Source organism: Pseudomonas inefficax (genome assembly GCF_032164165.1).
Lineage (GTDB): Bacteria > Pseudomonadota > Gammaproteobacteria > Pseudomonadales > Pseudomonadaceae > Aquipseudomonas > Aquipseudomonas inefficax.
The window spans coordinates 2,620,383-2,642,173 of sequence record NZ_CP134401.1; the positions used below are offsets into that span (position 1 = coordinate 2,620,383).

A 21,791-nucleotide genomic window follows, 5' to 3' on the forward strand; every position below is an offset into this window, starting at 1 on the left:
GGCCGCAGCCCCCGCTGCGGCTTACCAGGTCTGGGTGGCCTTGAACTTCTCGATACCGGCTTTCATGCCAGCGTCGATTTCGTCGTTGAAGTCACCCTTCACGTTGATCTTCGCCATCAGTTCGGCGTGATCACGGTTGAAGTAGGCGATCAGAGCTTGCTCGAAGCTGCCGACCTTGGAGACTTCCACGTCAGTCAGGAAACCACGCTCAGCGGCGTACAGCGACAGTGCCATGTCCGCGATGGACATTGGCGCGTACTGCTTCTGCTTCATCAGCTCGGTTACGCGCTGACCATGCTCCAGCTGCTTGCGGGTCGCTTCGTCCAGATCGGAAGCGAACTGGGCGAATGCAGCCAGTTCACGGTACTGAGCCAGAGCGGTACGAATACCACCGGACAGCTTCTTGATGATCTTGGTCTGGGCGGCACCACCTACGCGGGATACCGAAACACCGGCGTTCACTGCAGGGCGGATGCCCGAGTTGAACATGGCCGATTCCAGGAAGATCTGACCGTCGGTGATGGAAATCACGTTGGTCGGAACGAACGCGGAAACGTCGCCAGCCTGGGTTTCGATGATCGGCAGGGCGGTCAGGGAACCGGTCTTGCCAGTGACTGCGCCGTTGGTGAACTTCTCGACGTACTCTTCCGAAACGCGCGATGCACGCTCCAGCAGACGGGAGTGGAGATAGAACACGTCGCCTGGGTACGCTTCGCGTCCTGGTGGACGGCGCAGCAGCAGGGAGATCTGACGATAGGCAACGGCCTGCTTGGACAGGTCATCGTAAACGATCAGAGCGTCTTCACCGCGGTCACGGAAGAACTCGCCCATGGTGCAGCCGGCGTATGGCGCCAGGAACTGCAGTGCGGCGGATTCCGAAGCACTGGCAACGACCACGATGGTGTTGGCCAGGGCGCCGGCTTCTTCCAGCTTGCGAACGATGTTGGCAACGGTGGAACGCTTTTGGCCGACAGCAACATAAACACAGAAAATACCGGAGTCTTTCTGGTTGATGATGGCGTCGATGGCCATGGCGGTCTTGCCGATCTGACGGTCACCGATGATCAGCTCGCGCTGGCCACGGCCGACAGGGATCATGGCGTCGACGGACTTGTAGCCAGTCTGTACAGGCTGATCTACCGACTTACGCCAGATAACGCCCGGAGCGACCTTTTCGACCGCGTCGGTTTCGGTGGTGGTCAGAGGACCCTTGCCATCGATCGGGTTACCCAGAGCGTCGACGACGCGGCCCAGCAGGCCTTTGCCGACCGGAACTTCCAGGATGCGACCGGTGCACTTGGCGCTCATGCCTTCGGCGAGGGTGTCATAGGCACCCAGGATCACTGCACCTACGGAGTCTTGCTCCAGGTTCAGGGCCATGCCGAAAACGCTGCCAGGGAACTCGATCATTTCGCCGTACATGACGTCGGCCAGACCGTGGATCCGCACGATACCGTCGGATACCGAAACAACGGTACCTTCGTTACGGGCTTGGGAGCTCACATCGAGGTTGTCGATGCGGCCCTTGATGATTTCACTAATTTCGGAAGGATTGAGTTGCTGCATTGCTCTGCTGCCCCTTCAAACTCAAGATTTCAATGCTTCGGCCAGTTTCGCGATCTTGCCGCGAACAGAGCCATCGATTACCAGGTCACCAGCGCGGATGACGACGCCGCCAATCAGGCTGGCATCCTCCGACGCGTGCAGGCGCACTTCCTGGCCTAACCGTGCACTGAGAACCTTGGCGAGTTTGTCTTGCTGTTCTTGGTTCAACGCGAAGGCACTGGTGACTTCCACGTCCACGGATTTCTCTTGCTCGGCCTTGTACAGGTCGAACAGGGCGGCAATCTCCGGCAGAAGCAGGAGACGGTCGTTTTCCGCGGCAACATGAATGAAATTCTGTGCCTGTGCATTGAACTTGTCACCGCACACGTCAATGAACGTGGCGGCCTTTTCTGCGCTCGTCAGTCGCGGGGCCTTGAGCAGGCGCTGCATGGTGTCGTCTTGCGACACCGCAGCAGCCAGGCCGAGCATGGCTGACCAATTGGCCAGTTGCTGATGGGCCTGGGCATGCTCAAAGGCAGCCTTAGCGTAAGGTCGGGCCAACGTGGTCAGTTCTGCCATGATCGCCCTCGCTTAAATTTCAGCGGCCAGTTTGTTAACCAGCTCCGCATGCGCGTTTTGATCGATTGTGGCGCCAAGGATCTTTTCAGCACCGCCAACGGCCAGGGCACCCACTTGGGCACGCAGGGCGTCTTTAGCGCTGTTCAGTTCCTGTTCGATCTCGGCCAGAGCCTGAGCCTTCACACGGTCAGCTTCGACGCGGGCCTGATCACGGGCTTCCTCGACAAGCTGAGCAGCGCGCTTCTTGCTTTGCTCAATGATTTCGGCTGCCTGTGCTTTAGCTTCACGCAGTTGCTGACCCACTTTCTCTTGGGCCAGCTCCAGGTCGCGAGCTGCGCGGTTGGCAGCGTCCAAGCCGTCGGCAATCTTCTTTTGACGCTCTTGCAGAGCAGTGATGACCGGAGGCCATACGTACTTCATGCAGAAGAGTACAAAAATCAGAAAAGCAACGGATTGGCCAATCAGGGTTGCATTAATGTTCACGCCAACACCTCGCTCGGTCTTAATTCATCACAGCCATCAACTCGTGGGTACGAGTGATTAGCCGGCGATCTGACCAACGAAGGGGTTCGCGAAGGTGAAGAACAGAGCGATACCAACACCGATCATGGTTACGGCGTCGAGCAGACCGGCAACGATGAACATTTTCACCTGCAGCATTGGAACCATTTCAGGCTGACGAGCAGCGCCTTCCAGGAACTTGCCGCCCAGCAGGCCGAAACCAATGGCGGTACCCAGAGCACCCAGGCCGATCAGCAGAGCAACAGCGATAGCGGTCAGACCAACTACAGTTTCCATCTTTCCTCCCGACTTTTACGTCGTATTGGTTAGGTTTTTAGTTTGAAGCGGTAAAACAAATCGTTTGGTACAGCATGCCCTTGCGGACTTTTTAAGCCCTCCCCCCAAACGAGCGGGGAAGGCTATCAGACACGCCAGGCGGTCTTAATGGTTATCTTCGTGAGCCATCGACAGGTAGACGATGGTAAGCATCATGAAGATGAAGGCTTGCAGGGTGATGATCAGGATGTGGAACACAGCCCACGCCCACTGCAGCACCACACCCAGGCCGCTGAGCCAGAGGATGCCGGCGCCGAACATCACGGCGATCAGGATGAACACCAGCTCGCCGGCGTACATGTTGCCGAACAGACGCAGTGCCAGCGAAATCGGCTTGGCGATCAGGGTGACGAATTCCAGCAGGAAGTTCACCGGAATCAGCAGGATCTGCACGAAGATGTTCTTGCTGCCGAACGGGTGCAGGGTCAGCTCACCGAGGAAGCCGCCCAGGCCTTTGACCTTGATGCTGTAGACGATGATCAGGGCGAACACGCAGAAGGCCATGGCCAGGGTCGCGTTCGGGTCGGTGGTCGACACGGCGCGGAACGGAATGTGCGGGTCACCGGAGATCAGGATGGCCAGCTGAGGAATCCAGTCGACCGGTACCAGGTCGATGGCGTTCATCAGGAACACCCAGACGAAAATGGTCAGCGCCAGCGGAGCGATTACCGGGCTACGGCCGTGGAAGGAGTCCTTCACGCTGCCGTTGACGAAGTCCACCAGCACTTCAACGAAGTTCTGCAGGCCGCCAGGTTGGCCGGAAGTCGCCTTCTTGGCCGCCATGCGGAAGATGAACAGGAAGATCAGACCCAGCGCGACGGACCAACCCAGGGTGTCCAGGTGGAACGCCCAGAAGCCCATTGCCTTGGCTTCTGCAGCCGAATGGGCGAAGCCCCAGCTGCCGTCTGGTAGTTGACCGTAGGTCAGGTTCTGCAAGTGGTGCTGGATATAGCCCGAAGCGGTTTCTGCTGCCATGGTTGCCTCAAACGCCCTAAGGTCTCGAAAGTCTTTTATTCATCAGCAGGGGCGCGAACCAGCTGACCAAAAGGGTCAACACGAAGACGCCGAATACTGCTAACGGCGCCAGTGGCTTCACTCCTGCGAAGGTCAGTGCAAAAAGCACTGCCGTCAAAATCATCTTGCCTGCCTCGCCAGCGTAGAACGACTTGACGATGGCTTGTGCCGCCCGGGCCCCACTGAAGCGAAAAGCCTTCCAGGCGAAATACACGTTGGGTAGCCAGGCAATCAAACCTCCGCAAAGGCCTGAATATCCACTGACCGCCCCTTTCCACTGCCACAACACCAACGTTGCCAGCAGCAGTACGACGAATTGAGCCAGCAGTACCGGGAAAACCGCCCAGCGATGGAAAGGCAGGCGGTTTGGCGTGCGTATTTCCATCACAACTGCTCCTCGGAAGTCGACCACCAAGTCAGCTATGACTTGGCATAATTTGTGCCGACAAAATGCGCGCAGAGTATAGGGGTGGATTAACCCCTATTCAACTATTCGGTAGTGATTTCCGACTGCGCGCTACAACGGGAATTGTTTCAGCGGATGTGAGCAAGCACGCCTTGCAACTCGTCAAGCGAGTTGTAGCGAATAACCAATTGGCCTTTGCCCTTGTTGCCATGGCGGATCTGCACGGCCGAGCCCAGGCGCTCTGCGAGCCGCTGTTCAAGGCGTGCAATATCCGGATCAGGTTTGCTCGGTTCGACCGGATCAGGTTTGTCGCTGAGCCACTGACGAACCAGTGCCTCGGTTTGGCGCACGGTGAGGCCACGTGCGACAACATGACGCGCCCCCTCCTCCTGGCGATGTTCTTCCAGGCCGAGCAATGCACGGGCATGGCCCATCTCCAGGTCGCCATGGGCGAGCATCGTCTTGATCGCGTCTGGCAGGGTGATCAGGCGCAGCAGGTTGGCCACGGTTACCCGCGACTTGCCCACGGCATCGGCCACCTGTTGCTGGGTGAGCTCGAACTCCTGCTGCAGGCGCTGCAGGGCCAACGCCTCTTCCAGCGGATTGAGGTCTTCGCGCTGGATGTTCTCGATCAGCGCCATGGCGATGGCGGCTTCGTCGGGCACCTCGCGGACCATCGCCGGAATCTTGTCCAGGCCAGCCTGCTGGGTGGCGCGCCAGCGGCGCTCACCGGCGATGATCTCGTAGCGGTTGCCATCGATCGGGCGCACCACGATCGGTTGCATCACGCCATGGTTGCGAATCGAGTGCGCGAGCTCTTCCAGCGCCTGCGGGTCCATGTCCCGGCGCGGCTGGTATTTGCCACGCTGGATCAGTTCGACCGGCAGGTGTTGCAGTTCTTTCTGGTCGATCTTCACAGCCTGCTCTTCGAGCGCGCTGACGGAAGGACCACTGAGCAGTGCATCCAACCCACGTCCGAGACCCCGTTTCTTGACGGCCATACGGATTCCTTAAGTTGTTTGTGCAGTGCGGGATTGACGGCGTTGACGGCGTACCAGTTCCCCGGCCAGGGCCAGATAAGCCAGCGCGCCGCGCGATTGCTTGTCGTAAGCCAGGGCCGGCATGCCGAAGCTCGGGGCTTCGGCCAGGCGAATGTTGCGCGGAATGACCGTGTCGTACAGCTGCGGGCCAAAGTGCTCTTTCAGCTGCGCCGAGACATCGTTGTTCAGGCTCAGGCGCGGATCGTACATGGTCCGCAGCAGGCCCTCGATTTTCAGCTCCGGGTTCAACCGGGCGGCAATCCGCTTGATGTTATCCACAAGGTCGCTGAGACCTTCCAGTGCGTAATACTCGCACTGCATCGGGATGATCACGCCATCGGAGGCGACCAGGGCATTGAGCGTGAGCATCGACAACGACGGCGGGCAGTCGATGAGGATGAAATCGTAATTGTCGCGGATCGGTGCCAAGGCATTGCGCAGGCGGCTTTCCTTGACCTGCATTTCCAGCAGCACCACTTCGGCAGCGGTCAGGTCACGGTTGGCCGGCAACAACTGGAAACCACCGTGTTCGGAGTAATGCATGGCCTGGGCCAGGTCGCATTCCCCGATCAACAGGTCGTAGACCGAGTGCTCGAGCTCGTGCTTGTCCACACCGCTGCCCATGGTGGCGTTGCCCTGCGGATCGAGGTCGATCAGCAGCACACGACGCTTGGTCGCAGCCAGCGAGGCGGCGAGATTGATACAGGTGGTGGTCTTGCCCACACCACCTTTCTGGTTCGCGATTGCGAATACCTTAGCCATTGTTGCGTGTGTTCCCAGTCATGCCTTGCGGCGCAGTATCAGCAGATGGCGCTGGCCCTGGCAACCCGGAACGGTCAGGGCCTGCTCGCTTTCCACTGTGAAGTCTGCGGGCAATGCTACCAGTTCATCGGCAGGATGCAGCCCCTTCATTGCAAGCCATTGCGTCCCGGTGTCGCCCAGATGGCGGGTCCAGTTGGTGAAGTTCTCCATGCTGCTGAAGGCGCGGGAGATGATTCCGTCGAACGCTTGTGTTGGCTGGAAGGCCTCGACCCGGCTGTGGATAACCGTGAGGTTGTCCAGCTTGAGTTCCATTTTCACCTGGGTCAGGAAGCGGGTCTTCTTGCCATTGGCGTCCAGCACCGTCACGCGTTTGTGCGGATGCAGGATAGCCAAAGGGATACCGGGCATGCCACCGCCGCTGCCGACATCCAGCCAGTTGTCACGCTCGCTGTGGATAAACGGCATGACACTGAGGCTGTCGAGCAGGTGGCGCGACACCATCTCGTCGGGGTCGCGCACGGCAGTGAGGTTGTAGGCTTTGTTCCACTTGATCAACAGGCCCAGGTAGCCGAGCAGCTTTTCGTGATGCTCTGCGGTCAGCTCGACACCGAGCTGGCGCGCACCTGTGGACAACTCTTCTGCGTGTTGCGGGGTGACCAGGGAACTCAAGCGCTTTGCTCCAATTCGCGGCCAGCGCCGCGTTTTTTCAAGTGAATCAGCAACAGGGAAATCGCCGCCGGGGTGACGCCCGGGATGCGCGAGGCCTGGCCCAGGGTCTCCGGACGGGTCTGGCCCAGCTTGCCCTGGATTTCCTTGGAAAGGCCGGAAATCGTCGAGTAATCGATATCCACAGGCAGGCGAGTGTCTTCGCTGGCGCGCAGACGGGCGATCTCATCCTGCTGGCGATCGATGTAACCGGCGTACTTGGTGCGGATTTCGACCTGCTCGGCGACCTGTGGATCGATCGCTTCGCCGCCGGTCGCCTCGATCAGGCCGGCGTAGTCGATTTCCGGGCGCGCCAGCAGGTTGAGCAGGCTGTACTCATGGCTGAGCGGGGTGCCGAACTTATCCACAATGGCTTGGCCTTGCTCGGTGTTCGGACGTACCCAGGTCGACTTCAGGCGCTGCTCCTCGCGTTCGATGCCGTCGCGCTTGGCGCAGAAGGCGGCCCAGCGCTGGTCGTCGATCAGGCCGAGCTCGCGGCCCTTTTCGGTCAGGCGCAGGTCGGCGTTGTCTTCGCGCAGGATCAGACGGTACTCGGCGCGCGAAGTGAACATGCGGTACGGCTCCTGGGTACCCAGGGTAATCAGGTCGTCGACCAGTACGCCAATGTACGCCTCGTCGCGGCGCGGACACCAGCTATCACGGCCCTGCGCACGCAGTGCGGCGTTGGTCCCGGCCAGCAAGCCCTGGGCGCCGGCCTCTTCGTAACCGGTGGTGCCGTTGATCTGCCCGGCAAAGAACAGGCCGCCGATGACTTTGGTCTCGAGGCTGTACTTGAGGTCGCGCGGGTCGAAGTAGTCGTATTCGATGGCGTAGCCCGGGCGCACGATGTGGGCGTTTTCCATGCCGCGGATCGAACGCACCAGCTCCAGCTGCACGTCGAACGGCAGTGAAGTGGAAATACCGTTGGGGTACAGCTCATGGGTGGTCAGGCCTTCCGGCTCGATGAACACCTGATGGCTTTCCTTGTCGGCGAAGCGATGAATCTTGTCTTCGATCGACGGGCAGTAGCGAGGGCCGACACCTTCGATCACACCCGAGTACATCGGCGAACGGTCCAGGTTCGAGGCAATGATCTCGTGGGTGCGTGCATTGGTGTGGGTGATCCAGCAGCTCACCTGGCGCGGGTGCATCTGGGCATTGCCCATGAACGACATCACCGGGATCGGCGTATCGCCTGGCTGTTCGGTCATCACCGAAAAGTCCACCGAACGGCCATCGATGCGCGGCGGAGTACCGGTTTTCAGGCGGCCAACGCGCAGCGGCAATTCACGCATGCGGTGGGCCAGGGCGATCGAAGGCGGATCGCCGGCGCGACCACCGGAATGGTTTTGCAAACCAATGTGGATAAGGCCGCCGAGGAAGGTACCGGTGGTCAGTACCACCGATTCGGCGAAGAAACGCAGGCCCATCTGGGTCACCACGCCTTTGACCTGGTCCTGCTCGACGATCAGGTCGTCGCAGGACTGCTGGAATATCCACAGGTTCGGCTGGTTTTCCAGGATTTCACGCACCACTGCCTTGTAGATGGCGCGGTCGGCCTGTGCACGGGTGGCGCGTACCGCCGGCCCCTTGCGGTTGTTCAGAACGCGGAACTGGATGCCGCTCTTGTCGGTGGCCAGCGCCATGGCGCCGCCGAGAGCATCGATCTCTTTGACCAGATGGCTTTTGCCAATACCGCCAATGGCGGGGTTGCAGCTCATGTGACCGAGGGTTTCCACGTTATGGGTCAACAGCAGGGTTTTCACACCCATGCGTGCAGACGCAAGCGCAGCCTCGGTACCGGCATGGCCGCCGCCGATGACGATCACTTCAAAACGGGAAGGGAAATCCACCACGCACCTCGTGCCTGTTTTTGCGAATAGAGAAGGTAAGCGGACAAGTATAGGGACTTCACCCCCTTTAAAGAAACCTTCTGAGCAAAATTTGACCAGCCTGTGGATGAGTGGCAGGTAACAGAAATCAAAGAGGAGAAATTTAAAAAAGCTTTGTTTTTATGTTTATTCTTATGCACAAGCCATTCTGTGGATAAGGTTACCTAGGCCTTTGTTCATGCAGGATAGAGAAAAATTAAACCCTGTGGCTGGAGTGCCATGAGGGCTATGGATAACACGATTTAGCCTGTGGATTAAATGACTGTTTACCCACAGGCGGGTTTGTCCTCAGAAAAAAAGCCTGCTTATCAACGGAGCTGAAGGCGAGTTTTCCACAGGGCTCCTGAGCACGGATTCGAGCCTGTGAATGAAAAAAAACATCGAGGTAGGGCTGGATACGGACAAGGTGGGAGCGGGCGAGCCCGCGAAAGCGTCGGTACAGCCACAGAGATTCAGGGCTTGTAAGGGCCTCTTCGCGGGCACGCCCGCTCCCACAGGTACCCGGTTATCTCCTGTAACGAATTACAGGCAAAAAAAAAGCCGCTCCCGAAGGAGCGGCTCTTGGCCTTGCCTGGCTGTGGATTACTTGCCGATGCAGAAACTGGAGAAAATCCTTCCCAACAGGTCGTCTGAGCTGAATGCCCCGGTAATTTCTCCCAGGGCCTGCTGCGCCTGTCGCAGGTCTTCTGCCAGCAGCTCACCCGCGCCAGCCAGGGTCAGTTGCGCACGGCCGTGTTCCAGGTGCTCACTGGCCTGGCGCAGGGCATCCAGATGGCGCCGACGGGCGCTGAAACCACTCTCGGCTGTCTGTTCATAACCCATGCACGCCTTCAGGTGGTCACGCAGCAGCTGCAGGCCTGTGTCGTCCCCTTTGGCACTGAGGGTGATGGTCACATGGCCGTCATCGCACTGTTCCAGCGCGATCCGCTCACCACTCAGGTCGGCCTTGTTGCGGATCAGCGTGACCTTGCCTGGGTCTGGCCGCTGGTCGAGAAATTCCGGCCACAGGGCGAATGGGTCGCTGGCCTCGGGTGCGGTGGAGTCCACCACCAAAAGCACCCGGTCTGCCTCGCCAATGGCCTTCAGCGCACGTTCCACGCCGATCTTTTCCACATGGTCATCGGTGTCGCGCAGGCCGGCAGTATCGACCACGTGCAGCGGCATGCCGTCGATGTGGATGTGTTCGCGCAGGATGTCCCGGGTGGTGCCGGCGATATCGGTGACGATCGCTGCTTCGCGCCCGGCCAGTTGGTTCAACAGGCTCGACTTGCCGGCATTCGGCCGACCGGCGATGACCACGGTCATGCCGTCACGCAGCAAGGCACCCTGCCCGGCTTCACGCTGCACCTTGGACAGCTCATCGCGCACCACATCGAGCATCGACAGTACGTGACCGTCGGCAAGGAAGTCGATTTCTTCCTCCGGGAAGTCGATCGCCGCCTCGACGTATATGCGCAGGGCAATCAACGCCTCGGTCAGGAAATGCACGCGCTTGGAGAATTCCCCCTGCAGCGAACGAAGTGCATTGCGCGCGGCCTGGCTGGAACTGGCCTCGATCAGGTCGGCGATGGCTTCGGCCTGGGCCAGGTCGAGCTTGTCGTTGAGGAATGCACGCTCGCTGAACTCGCCTGGGCGAGCCAGCCGGCAACCCACTTGTACACAGCGCTGCAGCAGCATATCCAGCACTACCGGGCCACCGTGGCCTTGCAGTTCCAGCACATCCTCGCCGGTGAACGAATTCGGCCCGGGGAAAAACAGCGCGATACCTTCGTCCAGCACCAACCCTTCCTCGTCGCGGAACGGGCCGTAATGGGCATGGCGCGGGGTAAGCGTACGGCCGGTAATCAACTGGCCGGCCTTGGCAGCCAGAGGGCCGGACAACCTGACAATACCCACACCGCCGCGGCCTTGGGCGGTGGCGATGGCGGCGATGGTTTCACGCACAGTGTTCATGCTCGAAAGCCTCTACGACAAAAACGACAGATAGCAAAAACGCCCCACTAGGGGGCGTTTTTTATTCACAGGCTAGCGCAGTAGCCTGTCAAGCAGCAGCTTTTTTGCTGGCTGCTTCGATGCTGCGGGTGATGTACCACTGCTGTGCGATCGACAGGCAGTTGTTCACAACCCAGTACAGCACCAGACCAGCCGGGAACCACAGGAAGAAGAAGGTGAAGATGATCGGCATCATTTTCATCACCTTGGCCTGCATCGGATCCGGCGGCGTAGGGTTCAAGCGCTGCTGGATGAACATGGTGGCGCCCATGATGATCGGCAGGATGAAGAACGGATCCTTGATCGACAAGTCGGTAATCCACAGCATCCATGGGGCCTGGCGCATTTCCACACTTTCCAGCAGCACCCAGTACAGGGCCAGGAACACTGGCATCTGCACCAGGATCGGCAGGCAGCCGCCCAGCGGGTTGATCTTCTCTTTCTTGTACAGCTCCATCATCGCCTGGGACATCTTCTGGCGATCGTCACCGAAGCGTTCCTTCAGTGCAGCGAGCTTCGGCGCAACGGCACGCATGCGCGCCATCGAACGGTAGCTGGCAGCCGACAGCGGGAAGAACAGGCCTTTGATCAGCATGGTCAGCACGATGATCGACCAGCCCCAGTTACCCAACAGGCTGTGGATATGTTGCAGCAACCAGAAGATCGGCTGGGCGATGAACCACAGGAAGCCGTAGTCGACGGTCAGTTCCAGACCTGGGGACAACTCTTTCAGCTTGGACTGGATTTTCGGGCCGGCGTACAGCATGGCGCTGGTCTCGACCTTGCCGCCAGCAGGTACGCTGATGGCCGGGCCGGTGTAGCCGATGATGTAGTTGCCCTGGCTGTCCTTGCGGGTCTGGACAACATTGTTGTCCGACTTGGCCGGAATCCAGGCGGTCACGAAGTAGTGCTGCAGCCAGGCAACCCAGCCGCCGGACACATTTTCTTTCAAACTACCTTTGTCGATGTCCTTCATCGAGACCTTTTTGTAGGGCTCGGAAGCTGTCCACAGGGCCGCGCCCAAGTAGGTAGCGGTGCCGGTGGCAGTGCTCGACGACGGATCGGAGCTGGCATCACGCTTGAGCTGGGCAAACATGTTGCCGCTCCAGGCCTGGCCGCTCTGGTTGTCGATCAGGTAGCTGACGGTCAGGTCGTACTCGCCGCGCTTGAAGCTGAAGCGCTTGATGTAGTTGACGCCGTTGTCGCTGAACTTCAGGTCGACCACCAGTTGTTCCTGGCCATCGGCCAGCTGGTAACCCTTCTTGTCGGTAGCGTACAGAGGGCGACCGGCCGGACGGGCATCCGGACCGTTGACGCCGGTCAGGCCGCTTTGTGCCAGGTAGACACGCTCGCCACCGTTGTCGAACAGCTGGAACGGAATGTCCGGGTGGTCCTGGCGCCGTGGGTACTGCGGCAGGTTCAGCTGGACGATGTCACCACCGACCGGATCGATAGCCAGGTCCAGGACATCGGTCTTGACCCGGATCAGGTCCTTGCTGACCGCAACCGGCGCCAGTTCGGCTGCGCTGGTTTCGGCGTTGGCGCTTGGCACATCGGCGCTGGCGCCGGCATTACCGGCCGGTACGCCATCCGGCAAACCCGGGGCAACGGTGCTGGCAGCAGTATTCTGAGTCGGCAGGGCAGCCTGGCCGTAGTCCTGGTTCCACTTGAGGACCATGACATAGGACACGATTGCCAGGGCGACGATCAGGATCGTGCGTTTAATATCCATGATTACTCGGCTATCGAAGAAGTTCGGGATGAAGGAGCGGGAGGAACGGGATCGAAACCGCCGTCGTTCCACGGATGACAACGCCCCAGGCGACGAACGGCTAGCCACCCACCACGCCAGAGGCCGTGGTTTTCGATGGCTTCATAAGCGTAACAGGAGCAACTGGGGAAGAAACGACAGTGGCTGGCCATCAGAGGACTAATGGCATAACGGTAAAACTGGATCGGAACGAGCGCCAGTTTACGCATCTTGGCTGTCTACCCCTGCGGAATTGGCGGTCACTGCTGGAGTGGGCCGGCTGCGCGCCAGGCGTTTCCAGAGTTTGCCAAAGTGTTGGTGCAATTCCGGGTTTTCTATCTCACCCAATCCCTTGCGCGCGACGATCACAATGTCCAACCCGGCAAGCAACTGCTGGTTCAGGCGAAAGGAATCGCGCATCAAGCGCTTGAGGCGGTTGCGTTGAACGGCGAGCTTGACGCTCTTCTTGCCGATTACCAGGCCGAGGCGTGGGTGATCGAGGCCGTTCTCGCGAGCAAGGATCAGCAGGTTTTTCCCTGGAACCTTGCCGGTTGGGGAGTCGAAGACCGCTTTGAAATGTCGGGGTGTAAGCAGTCGCTTTTCCCGACTGAAGTCCTGACTCACCACCTGTGCCGAAAAATCAAATGGCCAGACGCTTACGGCCTTTGGCACGACGACGCGACAGAACAGCGCGGCCGTTCTTGGTAGCCATACGGGCACGGAAGCCGTGGGTGCGCGCGCGCTTGATGGTGCTTGGTTGGAAAGTACGTTTCATGGCGTGTTACCTGGTTTGTCGACGACGGGCCGGGATGGCCCCCTTTTTAAGAGACCGGCGATTCTAGAGAAAGCAAGCCCGTAGGTCAATTTCCAACCAGTCTTTCCATATAGAGCACGTGATGGACGGTGCGTGCTTGCCCAATCCCTCACGGGTGCTTGATCGGACACACGAATTGGGGACAACATGAAAAAAAAGAAGAGACATATAAAAAGCTTTTCTGAAGAATCTATAAATCTTAAGTGGATAACCTTCTGTGGATAACCATCTCTAACCCATAGAAATCGGGCTGTACAGAGTTTTACAAGTGCGTTATCAACCCGTGCTGCGCTTGTTTTCTTCATGGTCGAAAGCTGTGGATTAAAATGCCGCTTATCCACAGCTGAGTTATCAACAGCTCTGACCTCAGGGTTGTGCATAGCGCTCATGGTCGGTTATCCACAGGGCTTATTCACAGCATGACGAAGCCGTTTTGGTCGATAAATGGCTGTTTTGTCATGGTTCCTAACGTGTCCACATGTGGATAACTGGACGCTCGACCGGTACAATGGCGGTTTGTTTTTGCCTCATCCGGCTTTCAAACTCAGGGGATATCCGTGTCAGTGGAACTTTGGCAGCAGTGCGTGGAGCTTCTGCGCGATGAACTGCCTGCCCAGCAATTCAACACCTGGATCCGTCCGCTACAGGTCGAAGCCGAAGGCGACGAGTTGCGCGTCTATGCGCCTAACCGTTTCGTTCTCGATTGGGTCAATGAAAAGTACCTGGGTCGTTTGCTCGAGCTGTTGGGCGAAAACGGCAGCGGCATTGCGCCTGCTCTTTCCTTGTTGATCGGCAGCCGTCGCAGCTCCGCGCCACGTGCCGCGCCCAACGCGCCAGTAAGTGCTGCGGTGGCCGCCTCGCTGGCCCAGACCCAGACGCAGAGCCAGACACAGAAGGCCGTGCCGGCAGCGGTCGAACCCGTCGCCTTGGCGGCGGCCGAACCTGTACTGGTCGATGAACTGGCCGAGCCATCCTCGCGTGATAGCTTCGATGCCATGGCCGAACCGGCTACTGTGTCGGCCGGCAATGCCCGGACCGAACAACGGACCGTGCAGGTCGAAGGTGCGCTCAAGCACACCAGTTACCTGAACCGCACCTTCACGTTCGACACTTTCGTCGAAGGCAAGTCGAACCAGCTGGCGCGCGCAGCTGCCTGGCAGGTGGCAGACAACCCCAAGCACGGCTACAACCCGCTCTTCCTTTATGGTGGTGTGGGCCTGGGTAAAACCCACCTCATGCATGCTGTGGGTAACCACCTGCTGAAGAAGAACCCGAACGCCAAGGTCGTGTACCTGCATTCGGAGCGCTTCGTCGCGGACATGGTCAAGGCGCTGCAGCTGAACGCCATCAATGAATTCAAGCGTTTCTACCGCTCGGTGGATGCGTTGCTGATCGACGATATCCAGTTCTTTGCCCGTAAAGAGCGCTCGCAGGAAGAGTTTTTCCACACCTTCAACGCCCTGCTCGAGGGTGGCCAGCAGGTAATCCTTACCTCTGACCGCTACCCCAAGGAGATCGAAGGCCTGGAAGAGCGCCTGAAGTCGCGCTTTGGTTGGGGCCTGACGGTGGCCGTCGAGCCTCCGGAGCTGGAAACACGCGTGGCGATCCTGATGAAGAAAGCCGACCAGGCCAAGGTCGAACTACCGCATGACGCGGCCTTCTTCATTGCCCAGCGTATCCGTTCCAACGTCCGTGAACTGGAAGGCGCATTGAAGCGGGTGATCGCTCACTCTCACTTCATGGGCCGCGACATAACCATCGAACTGATTCGTGAGTCGCTCAAGGATCTGCTGGCGCTGCAGGACAAGCTGGTCAGTGTGGATAACATTCAGCGTACTGTCGCCGAGTACTACAAGATCAAGATCTCCGATCTTTTGTCCAAGCGTCGTTCGCGTTCCGTAGCGCGTCCACGTCAGGTGGCCATGGCCCTGTCCAAGGAACTGACCAACCACAGTCTGCCGGAAATCGGCGACATGTTCGGTGGTCGCGACCATACGACGGTGCTGCACGCATGCCGCAAGATCAACGAACTGAAGGAATCCGACGCGGACATCCGCGAGGACTACAAGAACCTGCTGCGGACGCTGACGACCTGATGGCCGTCTGCGCAGCTAATTGAAGGCAAGGGACTAGACCATGCATTTCACCATTCAACGCGAAGCCCTGTTGAAACCCCTGCAACTGGTCGCCGGTGTCGTCGAGCGCCGCCAGACCTTGCCGGTCCTGTCCAACGTATTGCTGGTCGTACAAGGCCAGCAACTGTCGTTGACTGGTACCGACCTGGAAGTCGAACTGGTAGGCCGCGTGCAACTCGAAGAGCCGGCCGAGCCTGGCGAAATCACTGTCCCGGCACGCAAGCTGATGGACATTTGCAAAAGCTTGCCGAACGACGCCCTGATCGATATCAAGGTCGACGAGCAGAAACTGTTGGTCAAGGCCGGCCGCAGCCGCTTTACCCTGTCGACCCTGCCTGCCAATGACTTCCCGACCGTGGAAGAAGGCCCGGGCTCTCTGACCTGCAACCTGGAACAGAGCAAGCTGCGCCGCCTGATCGAGCGTACCAGTTTCGCCATGGCCCAGCAGGATGTGCGGTACTACCTCAACGGTATGCTGCTGGAAGTTTCCCGCAACACCCTGCGAGCTGTATCCACTGACGGCCACCGCCTGGCGCTGTGCTCCATGAGTGCACCGATCGAGCAGGATGATCGCCACCAGGTCATCGTGCCGCGCAAAGGTATCCTCGAACTGGCGCGCCTGCTGACCGACCCGGAAGGCATGGTCAGCATCGTCTTGGGCCAGCACCACATCCGCGCTACCACCGGTGAATTCACCTTTACTTCCAAGCTGGTAGACGGCAAATTCCCGGACTACGAGCGCGTACTGCCCAAGGGCGGTGACAAACTGGTGATTGGTGACCGTCAGGCGCTGCGTGAAGCCTTCAGCCGTACTGCAATTCTTTCCAACGAAAAGTACCGCGGAATCCGCCTGCAACTGGCCGCTGGCCAACTGAAGATCCAAGCCAACAACCCCGAGCAGGAAGAAGCTGAAGAAGAAATCAGCGTGGACTACGATGGTAGCTCGCTGGAAATCGGCTTCAACGTCAGCTACTTGCTGGATGTGCTGGGCGTGATGACTACCGAGCAAGTTCGTCTGATCCTGTCCGACTCCAACAGCAGTGCTCTGCTGCAGGAAGCTGGCAACGACGATTCTTCCTACGTTGTCATGCCGATGCGCCTGTAACCCGTAGCAGGCGAAATGTCCCTTCGACGTATCATTGTCACCGCGGTGCGCAATCTGCACCCGGTGACACTCTCACCCTCCCCCCGCATCAACATCCTTTACGGCGCCAACGGTAGCGGCAAAACCAGCGTGCTTGAAGCCGTGCATCTGCTCGGGCTGGCGCGTTCGTTCCGCAGCACCCGCCTGAATCCGGTTATCCAGTACGAACAGCCTGCCTGTACCGTGTTCGGCGAGGTGCAACTGGCCGAGGGTGGCAGCAGCAACCTGGGTGTATCCCGGGAGCGGCAAGGGGAGTTCACTATTCGTATTGATGGGCAGAATGCTCGGAGTGCGGCACAGCTAGCTGAGCTGCTTCCGCTTCAGCTCATCAATCCAGACAGTTTCCGCCTGTTGGAAGGCGCTCCAAAAATACGCCGCCAGTTCCTGGATTGGGGAGTGTTCCACGTGGAACCACGTTTCCTGCCAGCCTGGCAACGGCTGCAGAAGGCACTGCGGCAGCGGAACTCATGGTTGCGGCATGGTACACTTGACCCAGCTTCGCAAGCCGCTTGGGACCGGGAATTATGCCTGGCCAGTGCGGAGATAGATGAATACCGTCGCAACTACATCAAGGCCTTGAAGCCCGTCTTCGAGCGAACCCTGAGCGAACTGGTCGAGCTGGACGGGTTGACCCTTAGCTACTACCGAGGCTGGGACAAGGACCGGGAACTGCAAGAAGTACTCGCGTCCTCTCTCCTTCGCGATCAGCAGATGGGCCACACCCAGGCCGGTCCGCAGCGCGCTGATCTGCGTCTTCGTCTGGCTGCCAACAATGCAGCCGACATCCTGTCGCGTGGTCAGCAAAAGCTGGTGGTGTGCGCATTGCGCATTGCCCAAGGCCACCTCGTTAGTCAGGCTCGCCGCGGTCACTGTATTTATCTCGTGGATGACTTGCCGTCCGAACTGGACGACCAGCATCGCCGCGCGTTGTGCCGCTTGCTTGAAGAATTACGCTGCCAGGTGTTCATCACCTGTGTAGATCACGAATTACTGAGGGAAGGCTGGCAGACGGAAACGCCAGTTGCTTTGTTCCACGTGGAACAAGGCCGTATCACCCAGACCCACGACCATCGGGAGTGAATGCATGAGCGAAAATCAAACGTACGACTCCTCCAGCATCAAGGTGCTGAAAGGTTTGGATGCCGTGCGCAAGCGCCCCGGCATGTACATTGGCGACACCGATGATGGTAGCGGCCTGCACCACATGGTTTTCGAGGTAGTCGACAACTCGATCGACGAAGCCCTCGCCGGTCACTGCGATGACATCACCGTCATCATCCACCCGGACGAATCCATCAGTGTGCGCGACAACGGTCGCGGCATTCCGGTCGACGTGCATAAAGAAGAAGGCGTTTCCGCAGCCGAGGTCATCATGACCGTGTTGCACGCCGGCGGTAAGTTCGACGACAACTCTTACAAGGTATCCGGCGGTCTGCACGGCGTAGGTGTTTCTGTTGTGAACGCCCTGTCCGAAAAGCTGGTACTGACCGTTCGCCGTAGTGGCAAGATCTGGGAACAGACCTACGTTCACGGTGTTCCACAGGCGCCGATGGCGGTTGTCGGTGACAGCGAAACCACCGGTACCCACATCCACTTCAAGCCTTCGGCTGAAACATTCAAGAACATTCACTTCAGCTGGGACATCCTGGCCAAGCGTATCCGCGAGCTGTCGTTCCTCAACTCGGGCGTTGGCATTCTGCTGAAGGATGAACGTAGCGGTAAGGAAGAGTTCTTCAAGTACGAAGGTGGCCTGCGTGCTTTCGTCGAATACCTGAACACCAACAAGACCCCGGTCAACTCCCAGGTATTCCACTTCAACGTCCAGCGTGACGATGGCGTGGGTGTTGAAGTCGCCCTGCAGTGGAATGACAGCTTCAACGAAAACCTGTTGTGCTTCACCAACAACATTCCGCAGCGTGATGGCGGTACTCACCTGGTGGGCTTCCGTTCCTCGCTGACCCGTAGCCTGAACAGCTACATCGAACAGGAAGGACTGGCCAAGAAGAACAAGGTGGCGACCACTGGTGACGACGCCCGTGAAGGCCTGACCGCAATCATCTCGGTGAAGGTGCCGGACCCTAAGTTCAGTTCGCAGACCAAGGACAAGCTGGTCTCCTCGGAGGTGAAAACCGCCGTGGAACAGGAGATGAACAAGTACTTCGCCGACTTCCTGCTGGAAAACCCCAACGAGGCCAAGGCCGTCGTTGGCAAGATGATCGACGCTGCCCGTGCCCGTGAAGCGGCACGTAAAGCCCGTGAGATGACTCGCCGTAAAGGCGCGCTGGATATTGCTGGCCTGCCAGGCAAACTTGCGGACTGCCAGGAAAAGGACCCTGCCCTTTCCGAACTGTACCTGGTGGAGGGTGACTCTGCGGGTGGCTCGGCCAAGCAAGGCCGCAACCGTCGCACCCAGGCGATCCTGCCGCTGAAGGGTAAAATCCTCAACGTCGAGAAAGCGCGCTTCGACAAGATGATCTCGTCCCAGGAAGTGGGCACGCTGATCACTGCACTTGGCTGCGGTATCGGCCGCGAAGAGTACAACATCGACAAGCTGCGTTATCACAACATCATCATCATGACCGATGCTGACGTTGACGGTTCGCACATCCGTACGCTGCTGCTGACCTTCTTCTTCCGTCAGCTGCCGGAGCTGGTCGAGCGCGGTTACATCTACATTGCCCAGCCACCGCTGTACAAGGTAAAGAAAGGCAAGCAGGAGCAGTACATCAAGGACGACGAGGCCATGGAAGAGTACATGACCCAGTCGGCCCTCGAAGATGCCAGCCTGCACCTGGACGAGTCGGCACCAGCGGTTTCTGGTGTGCAGCTGGAAGCGCTGGTGAATGAGTTCCGCAGTGTCATGAAGACACTCAAGCGCCTGTCGCGCTTGTATCCGGAAGAACTGACCGAGCACTTCATCTACCTGCCGGAGGTGACCCTGGAGCAGTTGGGTGACCATGCTGTGATGCAAGCCTGGCTGGCTAAGTTCCAGGAACGTCTGAACAGCAGCCAGAAGTCCGGCCTGGTTTACAAAGCCAGCCTGCGTGAAGACAAAGAGCGCAACGTATGGTTGCCAGAAGTGGAAATTACCTCCCACGGCCTGGCCAGCTACGTCACCTTCAACCGGGACTTCTTTGGCAGCAATGACTACCGTACCGTAGTCAACATTGGTGCCAAGCTGTCCAGCTTGTTGGGCGAAGGTGCTTACGTGCAGCGCGGTGAGCGCCGCAAGGCAATCGTCGAGTTCAAGGAAGGCCTGGATTGGCTGATGAACGAAACCACCAAGCGCCACACCATCCAGCGATACAAAGGGTTGGGCGAGATGAACCCTGAGCAGCTGTGGGAAACCACCATGGACCCGACCGTCCGCCGTATGCTCAAGGTCACCATCGAGGATGCGATTGCTGCTGACCAGATCTTCAACACCCTGATGGGTGATGCGGTCGAGCCACGTCGTGATTTCATCGAGAGCAACGCGCTGTCGGTATCGAACCTGGACTTCTGATCCGGTGTAGATCACCAGACACAAGAAAGCCCGCAAATGCGGGCTTTTTTGTGCCTGTAGAAATCAGTAACCGCTGAGGACGTTGACGATCACACCACTGGCAATGGCCACCAACACATAGTCCCCGTTCAAAATGTCAGCACAGAGGTAAAGGTCCGTGAAGTGCCACCCCTGTGGGAGCGGGTTTACCCGCGAACACCAGCGAAGCCGGTGCCATCCACCGCGTCGAATTCTTCGCGGGTAACCCGCTCCCACAGGTGTGGCGCTGTATTCGGGTGCTGTGACGTACCTGTGGGAGCCGGCTTGCCGGCGATACGGCCAGCACAGCCAACGCTTCAATTCAGGCCAAGCGTCTTCAACCGGCGATACAGCGTGCGCTCGCTCAGGCCAAGGTGACGGGCCAGTTCACTGCGTGAGCCCTTGAACTGTTCCAGTGCCTGCGCCAGCTCGCCCAGATGATTGCGCCTGCCACCTGCCGTAATCGCCCCCGCCGGCCCAATATCCTCCGGCAAATGCTCTGGCCGGATCAGTCCGTCATCGGCAAACAAGCGAGCCCTTTCCAGAATGTTGCGCAGCTCGCGAATGTTGCCCGGAAATGGATGCAGCCCAAGCTGCTGCAAGGCGTCGTCGCTCAGCCTCGGTGTCGGCTTGTCTGCCATGCGCTGCAGCAGGCTCTGGGCGAGCAAGGGCAGGTCCTCTACCCGTTCGCGCAAAGCAGGAAGACGGATCGGGAAGCCGCTGATGCGGTAGTACAGGTCTTCGCGGAAGGTGCCGTCCGCGACCATTTGCCTGAGCGGTTTATGGGTTGCCGACACCAGGCGGAAATCCGAATGCACCGTACGCAGGCTACCCACCGGGCGGAAGCTGCCGGACTCGATCAGGCGCAGCAGCTTCACCTGCATCGCCAGCGGTACCTCGCCGATCTCGTCCAGGAACAGGGTGCCGCCATGCGCCGCTTCAGCCAGGCCGATCTTGCGCTGGTTGGCGCCAGTGAACGCGCCCTTCTCGTAACCGAACAACTCGCTCTCGAACAACGACTCGGTCAGGCCAGTACAGTCGACCACCACCAACGGACCGTTCGCCCTGGGGCTGCCCATGTGTACTGCTCGAGCGAACAGTTCCTTGCCGGTACCCGACTCACCCTGCAGCAACACCGGGATCTGCGCCGGCGCCGCACGCTGCAGGCTGGCCAGAGCCGCCTTGAAAGCTGGTGCTCGGCCGACCAGCCCTTGTTCCTGAGGCTGCGCTGACGCCAGCGTGATGCTGGTCAGGCGTTCGACAAAGGCGACCACCCTGTCCTGTTCATCCAGGATTGGCCGCAGCTCGACATCCACATGTTCGGGGCCGCGTGGCGTGTGATGGATGTGCAGCACACGCTCCGGCACCTTGCTTTGCCACGCCTTGCGCATCGGGCAATGCTCGCCGGCCTGGTCGCAAGGCACTGCGTAGTGGTGCGAGACCTTGTGACATTTTTCACCCAGGGGTGCCTGCTCATGGCGGCCGAACTGGCGGCGATAGGCAGCATTGGCCGCCAGGATGTTGTAGTCGGTATCCAGCACGATGGTTGGCAGGGCATCGTGCTCGAGATAGGAAACCAAAGCTAGGATGAGGGGATGGGCTTCAGGCATGACGGCACCGATTGGATGACCGGGGCAGGGTAACAAGGACTGC

The 21,791-nt window shown here is 59.1% G+C and carries 20 protein-coding genes; 4 read left to right on the forward strand and 16 right to left on the reverse strand.

Going from position 1 to position 21,791, the window contains the following annotated elements; all coding sequences use genetic code 11:
* Window positions 1–21: 21 nt before the first annotated feature.
* From atpA to rpmH, 15 genes are all read right to left on the reverse strand, one after another.
* Entirely contained in the window at window positions 22–1,566 is a 1,545-nt protein-coding gene (gene atpA, locus RIN61_RS11735) for a F0F1 ATP synthase subunit alpha (RefSeq protein ID WP_063912289.1), read from the reverse strand.
* 21 nt (window positions 1,567–1,587) lie between these two features.
* Window positions 1,588–2,124: a F0F1 ATP synthase subunit delta gene (locus tag RIN61_RS11740; protein WP_003253191.1), complete on the reverse strand. Its 537-nt coding sequence runs from the start codon at window positions 2,122–2,124 to the stop codon at window positions 1,588–1,590.
* A 12-nt stretch (window positions 2,125–2,136) separates the two neighbouring features.
* Window positions 2,137–2,607 carry a F0F1 ATP synthase subunit B gene (locus tag RIN61_RS11745; RefSeq protein ID WP_027917106.1) on the reverse strand — a complete coding sequence of 157 codons (471 nt, stop codon included), beginning with the start codon at window positions 2,605–2,607 and terminating at the stop codon, window positions 2,137–2,139.
* A gap of 57 nt (window positions 2,608–2,664) precedes the next feature.
* Window positions 2,665–2,922: a F0F1 ATP synthase subunit C gene (atpE, locus tag RIN61_RS11750; protein WP_003097235.1), complete on the reverse strand. Its 258-nt coding sequence runs from the start codon at window positions 2,920–2,922 to the stop codon at window positions 2,665–2,667.
* Between the two features lie 144 nt (window positions 2,923–3,066).
* The gene (gene atpB / locus RIN61_RS11755; protein WP_313857282.1) at window positions 3,067–3,936 is read right to left on the reverse strand and encodes a F0F1 ATP synthase subunit A; all 870 of its coding nucleotides are present in this window, start codon (window positions 3,934–3,936) and stop codon (window positions 3,067–3,069) included.
* 16 nt (window positions 3,937–3,952) lie between these two features.
* On the reverse strand, window positions 3,953–4,360 hold the full coding sequence (locus tag RIN61_RS11760) for a F0F1 ATP synthase subunit I (RefSeq protein ID WP_008092225.1): 408 nt from the start codon (window positions 4,358–4,360) through the stop codon (window positions 3,953–3,955).
* Between the two features lie 149 nt (window positions 4,361–4,509).
* The gene (locus tag RIN61_RS11765; RefSeq protein WP_085621457.1) at window positions 4,510–5,382 is read right to left on the reverse strand and encodes a ParB/RepB/Spo0J family partition protein; all 873 of its coding nucleotides are present in this window, start codon (window positions 5,380–5,382) and stop codon (window positions 4,510–4,512) included.
* A gap of 9 nt (window positions 5,383–5,391) precedes the next feature.
* On the reverse strand, window positions 5,392–6,183 hold the full coding sequence (locus tag RIN61_RS11770; protein WP_112251656.1) for a ParA family protein: 792 nt from the start codon (window positions 6,181–6,183) through the stop codon (window positions 5,392–5,394).
* Window positions 6,184–6,201: 18 nt separating this feature from the next.
* Complete coding sequence (rsmG, locus tag RIN61_RS11775; RefSeq protein WP_112251657.1) at window positions 6,202–6,852, reverse strand: 16S rRNA (guanine(527)-N(7))-methyltransferase RsmG; 651 nt, start codon at window positions 6,850–6,852, stop codon at window positions 6,202–6,204.
* Window positions 6,849–8,741: a tRNA uridine-5-carboxymethylaminomethyl(34) synthesis enzyme MnmG gene (gene mnmG, locus RIN61_RS11780; RefSeq protein WP_015268403.1), complete on the reverse strand. Its 1,893-nt coding sequence runs from the start codon at window positions 8,739–8,741 to the stop codon at window positions 6,849–6,851. Before mnmG ends, rsmG begins: the two co-directional genes overlap by 4 nt.
* Before the next feature lie 621 nt (window positions 8,742–9,362).
* On the reverse strand, window positions 9,363–10,733 hold the full coding sequence (gene mnmE / locus RIN61_RS11785) for a tRNA uridine-5-carboxymethylaminomethyl(34) synthesis GTPase MnmE (RefSeq protein WP_112251658.1): 1,371 nt from the start codon (window positions 10,731–10,733) through the stop codon (window positions 9,363–9,365).
* 88 nt (window positions 10,734–10,821) lie between these two features.
* A complete protein-coding gene (gene yidC / locus RIN61_RS11790; RefSeq protein ID WP_112251659.1) occupies window positions 10,822–12,504 on the reverse strand; it encodes a membrane protein insertase YidC in 1,683 nt (560 codons plus the stop codon).
* Window positions 12,505–12,506: 2 nt separating this feature from the next.
* Window positions 12,507–12,752, reverse strand: coding sequence for a membrane protein insertion efficiency factor YidD (gene yidD, locus RIN61_RS11795; RefSeq protein WP_075046823.1), 246 nt, complete (start codon window positions 12,750–12,752; stop codon window positions 12,507–12,509).
* Window positions 12,745–13,149, reverse strand: a complete 405-nt coding sequence (rnpA, locus tag RIN61_RS11800; RefSeq protein WP_003253166.1) for a ribonuclease P protein component — start codon at window positions 13,147–13,149, stop codon at window positions 12,745–12,747. Before rnpA ends, yidD begins: the two co-directional genes overlap by 8 nt.
* A gap of 13 nt (window positions 13,150–13,162) precedes the next feature.
* On the reverse strand, window positions 13,163–13,297 hold the full coding sequence (rpmH, locus tag RIN61_RS11805; protein ID WP_003253163.1) for a 50S ribosomal protein L34: 135 nt from the start codon (window positions 13,295–13,297) through the stop codon (window positions 13,163–13,165).
* A gap of 596 nt (window positions 13,298–13,893) precedes the next feature.
* Here rpmH and dnaA point away from each other — a divergent pair.
* From dnaA to gyrB, 4 genes are read left to right on the forward strand one after another with little or no spacing between them, the layout of a single operon-like run.
* Window positions 13,894–15,432, forward strand: a complete 1,539-nt coding sequence (gene dnaA / locus RIN61_RS11810; RefSeq protein ID WP_112251661.1) for a chromosomal replication initiator protein DnaA — start codon at window positions 13,894–13,896, stop codon at window positions 15,430–15,432.
* A gap of 40 nt (window positions 15,433–15,472) precedes the next feature.
* Entirely contained in the window at window positions 15,473–16,576 is a 1,104-nt protein-coding gene (gene dnaN / locus RIN61_RS11815; RefSeq protein ID WP_112251662.1) for a DNA polymerase III subunit beta, read from the forward strand.
* 15 nt (window positions 16,577–16,591) lie between these two features.
* Window positions 16,592–17,695 (forward strand): DNA replication/repair protein RecF, encoded by a 1,104-nt coding sequence (gene recF / locus RIN61_RS11820; protein ID WP_112251663.1) that lies wholly within the window; start codon window positions 16,592–16,594, stop codon window positions 17,693–17,695.
* 4 nt (window positions 17,696–17,699) lie between these two features.
* A complete protein-coding gene (gene gyrB / locus RIN61_RS11825; protein ID WP_112251664.1) occupies window positions 17,700–20,120 on the forward strand; it encodes a DNA topoisomerase (ATP-hydrolyzing) subunit B in 2,421 nt (806 codons plus the stop codon).
* Window positions 20,121–20,455: 335 nt separating this feature from the next.
* Here gyrB and RIN61_RS11830 read toward each other — a convergent pair whose 3' ends face one another.
* Window positions 20,456–21,748 carry a sigma-54 interaction domain-containing protein gene (locus RIN61_RS11830; protein WP_112251667.1) on the reverse strand — a complete coding sequence of 431 codons (1,293 nt, stop codon included), beginning with the start codon at window positions 21,746–21,748 and terminating at the stop codon, window positions 20,456–20,458.
* Between the last annotated feature and the right edge of the window lie 43 nt (window positions 21,749–21,791).

Coding starts and splice junctions, on each gene's coding strand:
- atpA (WP_063912289.1), bottom strand. CDS start 1,566: ATGCAGCAACTCAATCCTTCCGAAATTAGTGAAATCATCAAGGGCCGC.
- RIN61_RS11740 (WP_003253191.1), bottom strand. CDS start 2,124: ATGGCAGAACTGACCACGTTGGCCCGACCTTACGCTAAGGCTGCCTTT.
- atpE (WP_003097235.1), bottom strand. CDS start 2,922: ATGGAAACTGTAGTTGGTCTGACCGCTATCGCTGTTGCTCTGCTGATC.
- atpB (WP_313857282.1), bottom strand. CDS start 3,936: ATGGCAGCAGAAACCGCTTCGGGCTATATCCAGCACCACTTGCAGAAC.
- RIN61_RS11760 (WP_008092225.1), bottom strand. CDS start 4,360: ATGGAAATACGCACGCCAAACCGCCTGCCTTTCCATCGCTGGGCGGTT.
- RIN61_RS11765 (WP_085621457.1), bottom strand. CDS start 5,382: ATGGCCGTCAAGAAACGGGGTCTCGGACGTGGGTTGGATGCACTGCTC.
- RIN61_RS11770 (WP_112251656.1), bottom strand. CDS start 6,183: ATGGCTAAGGTATTCGCAATCGCGAACCAGAAAGGTGGTGTGGGCAAG.
- mnmE (WP_112251658.1), bottom strand. CDS start 10,733: ATGAACACTGTGCGTGAAACCATCGCCGCCATCGCCACCGCCCAAGGC.
- yidC (WP_112251659.1), bottom strand. CDS start 12,504: ATGGATATTAAACGCACGATCCTGATCGTCGCCCTGGCAATCGTGTCC.
- yidD (WP_075046823.1), bottom strand. CDS start 12,752: ATGCGTAAACTGGCGCTCGTTCCGATCCAGTTTTACCGTTATGCCATT.
- rpmH (WP_003253163.1), bottom strand. CDS start 13,297: ATGAAACGTACTTTCCAACCAAGCACCATCAAGCGCGCGCGCACCCAC.
- dnaN (WP_112251662.1), top strand. CDS start 15,473: ATGCATTTCACCATTCAACGCGAAGCCCTGTTGAAACCCCTGCAACTG.
- recF (WP_112251663.1), top strand. CDS start 16,592: ATGTCCCTTCGACGTATCATTGTCACCGCGGTGCGCAATCTGCACCCG.
- gyrB (WP_112251664.1), top strand. CDS start 17,700: ATGAGCGAAAATCAAACGTACGACTCCTCCAGCATCAAGGTGCTGAAA.
- RIN61_RS11830 (WP_112251667.1), bottom strand. CDS start 21,748: ATGCCTGAAGCCCATCCCCTCATCCTAGCTTTGGTTTCCTATCTCGAG.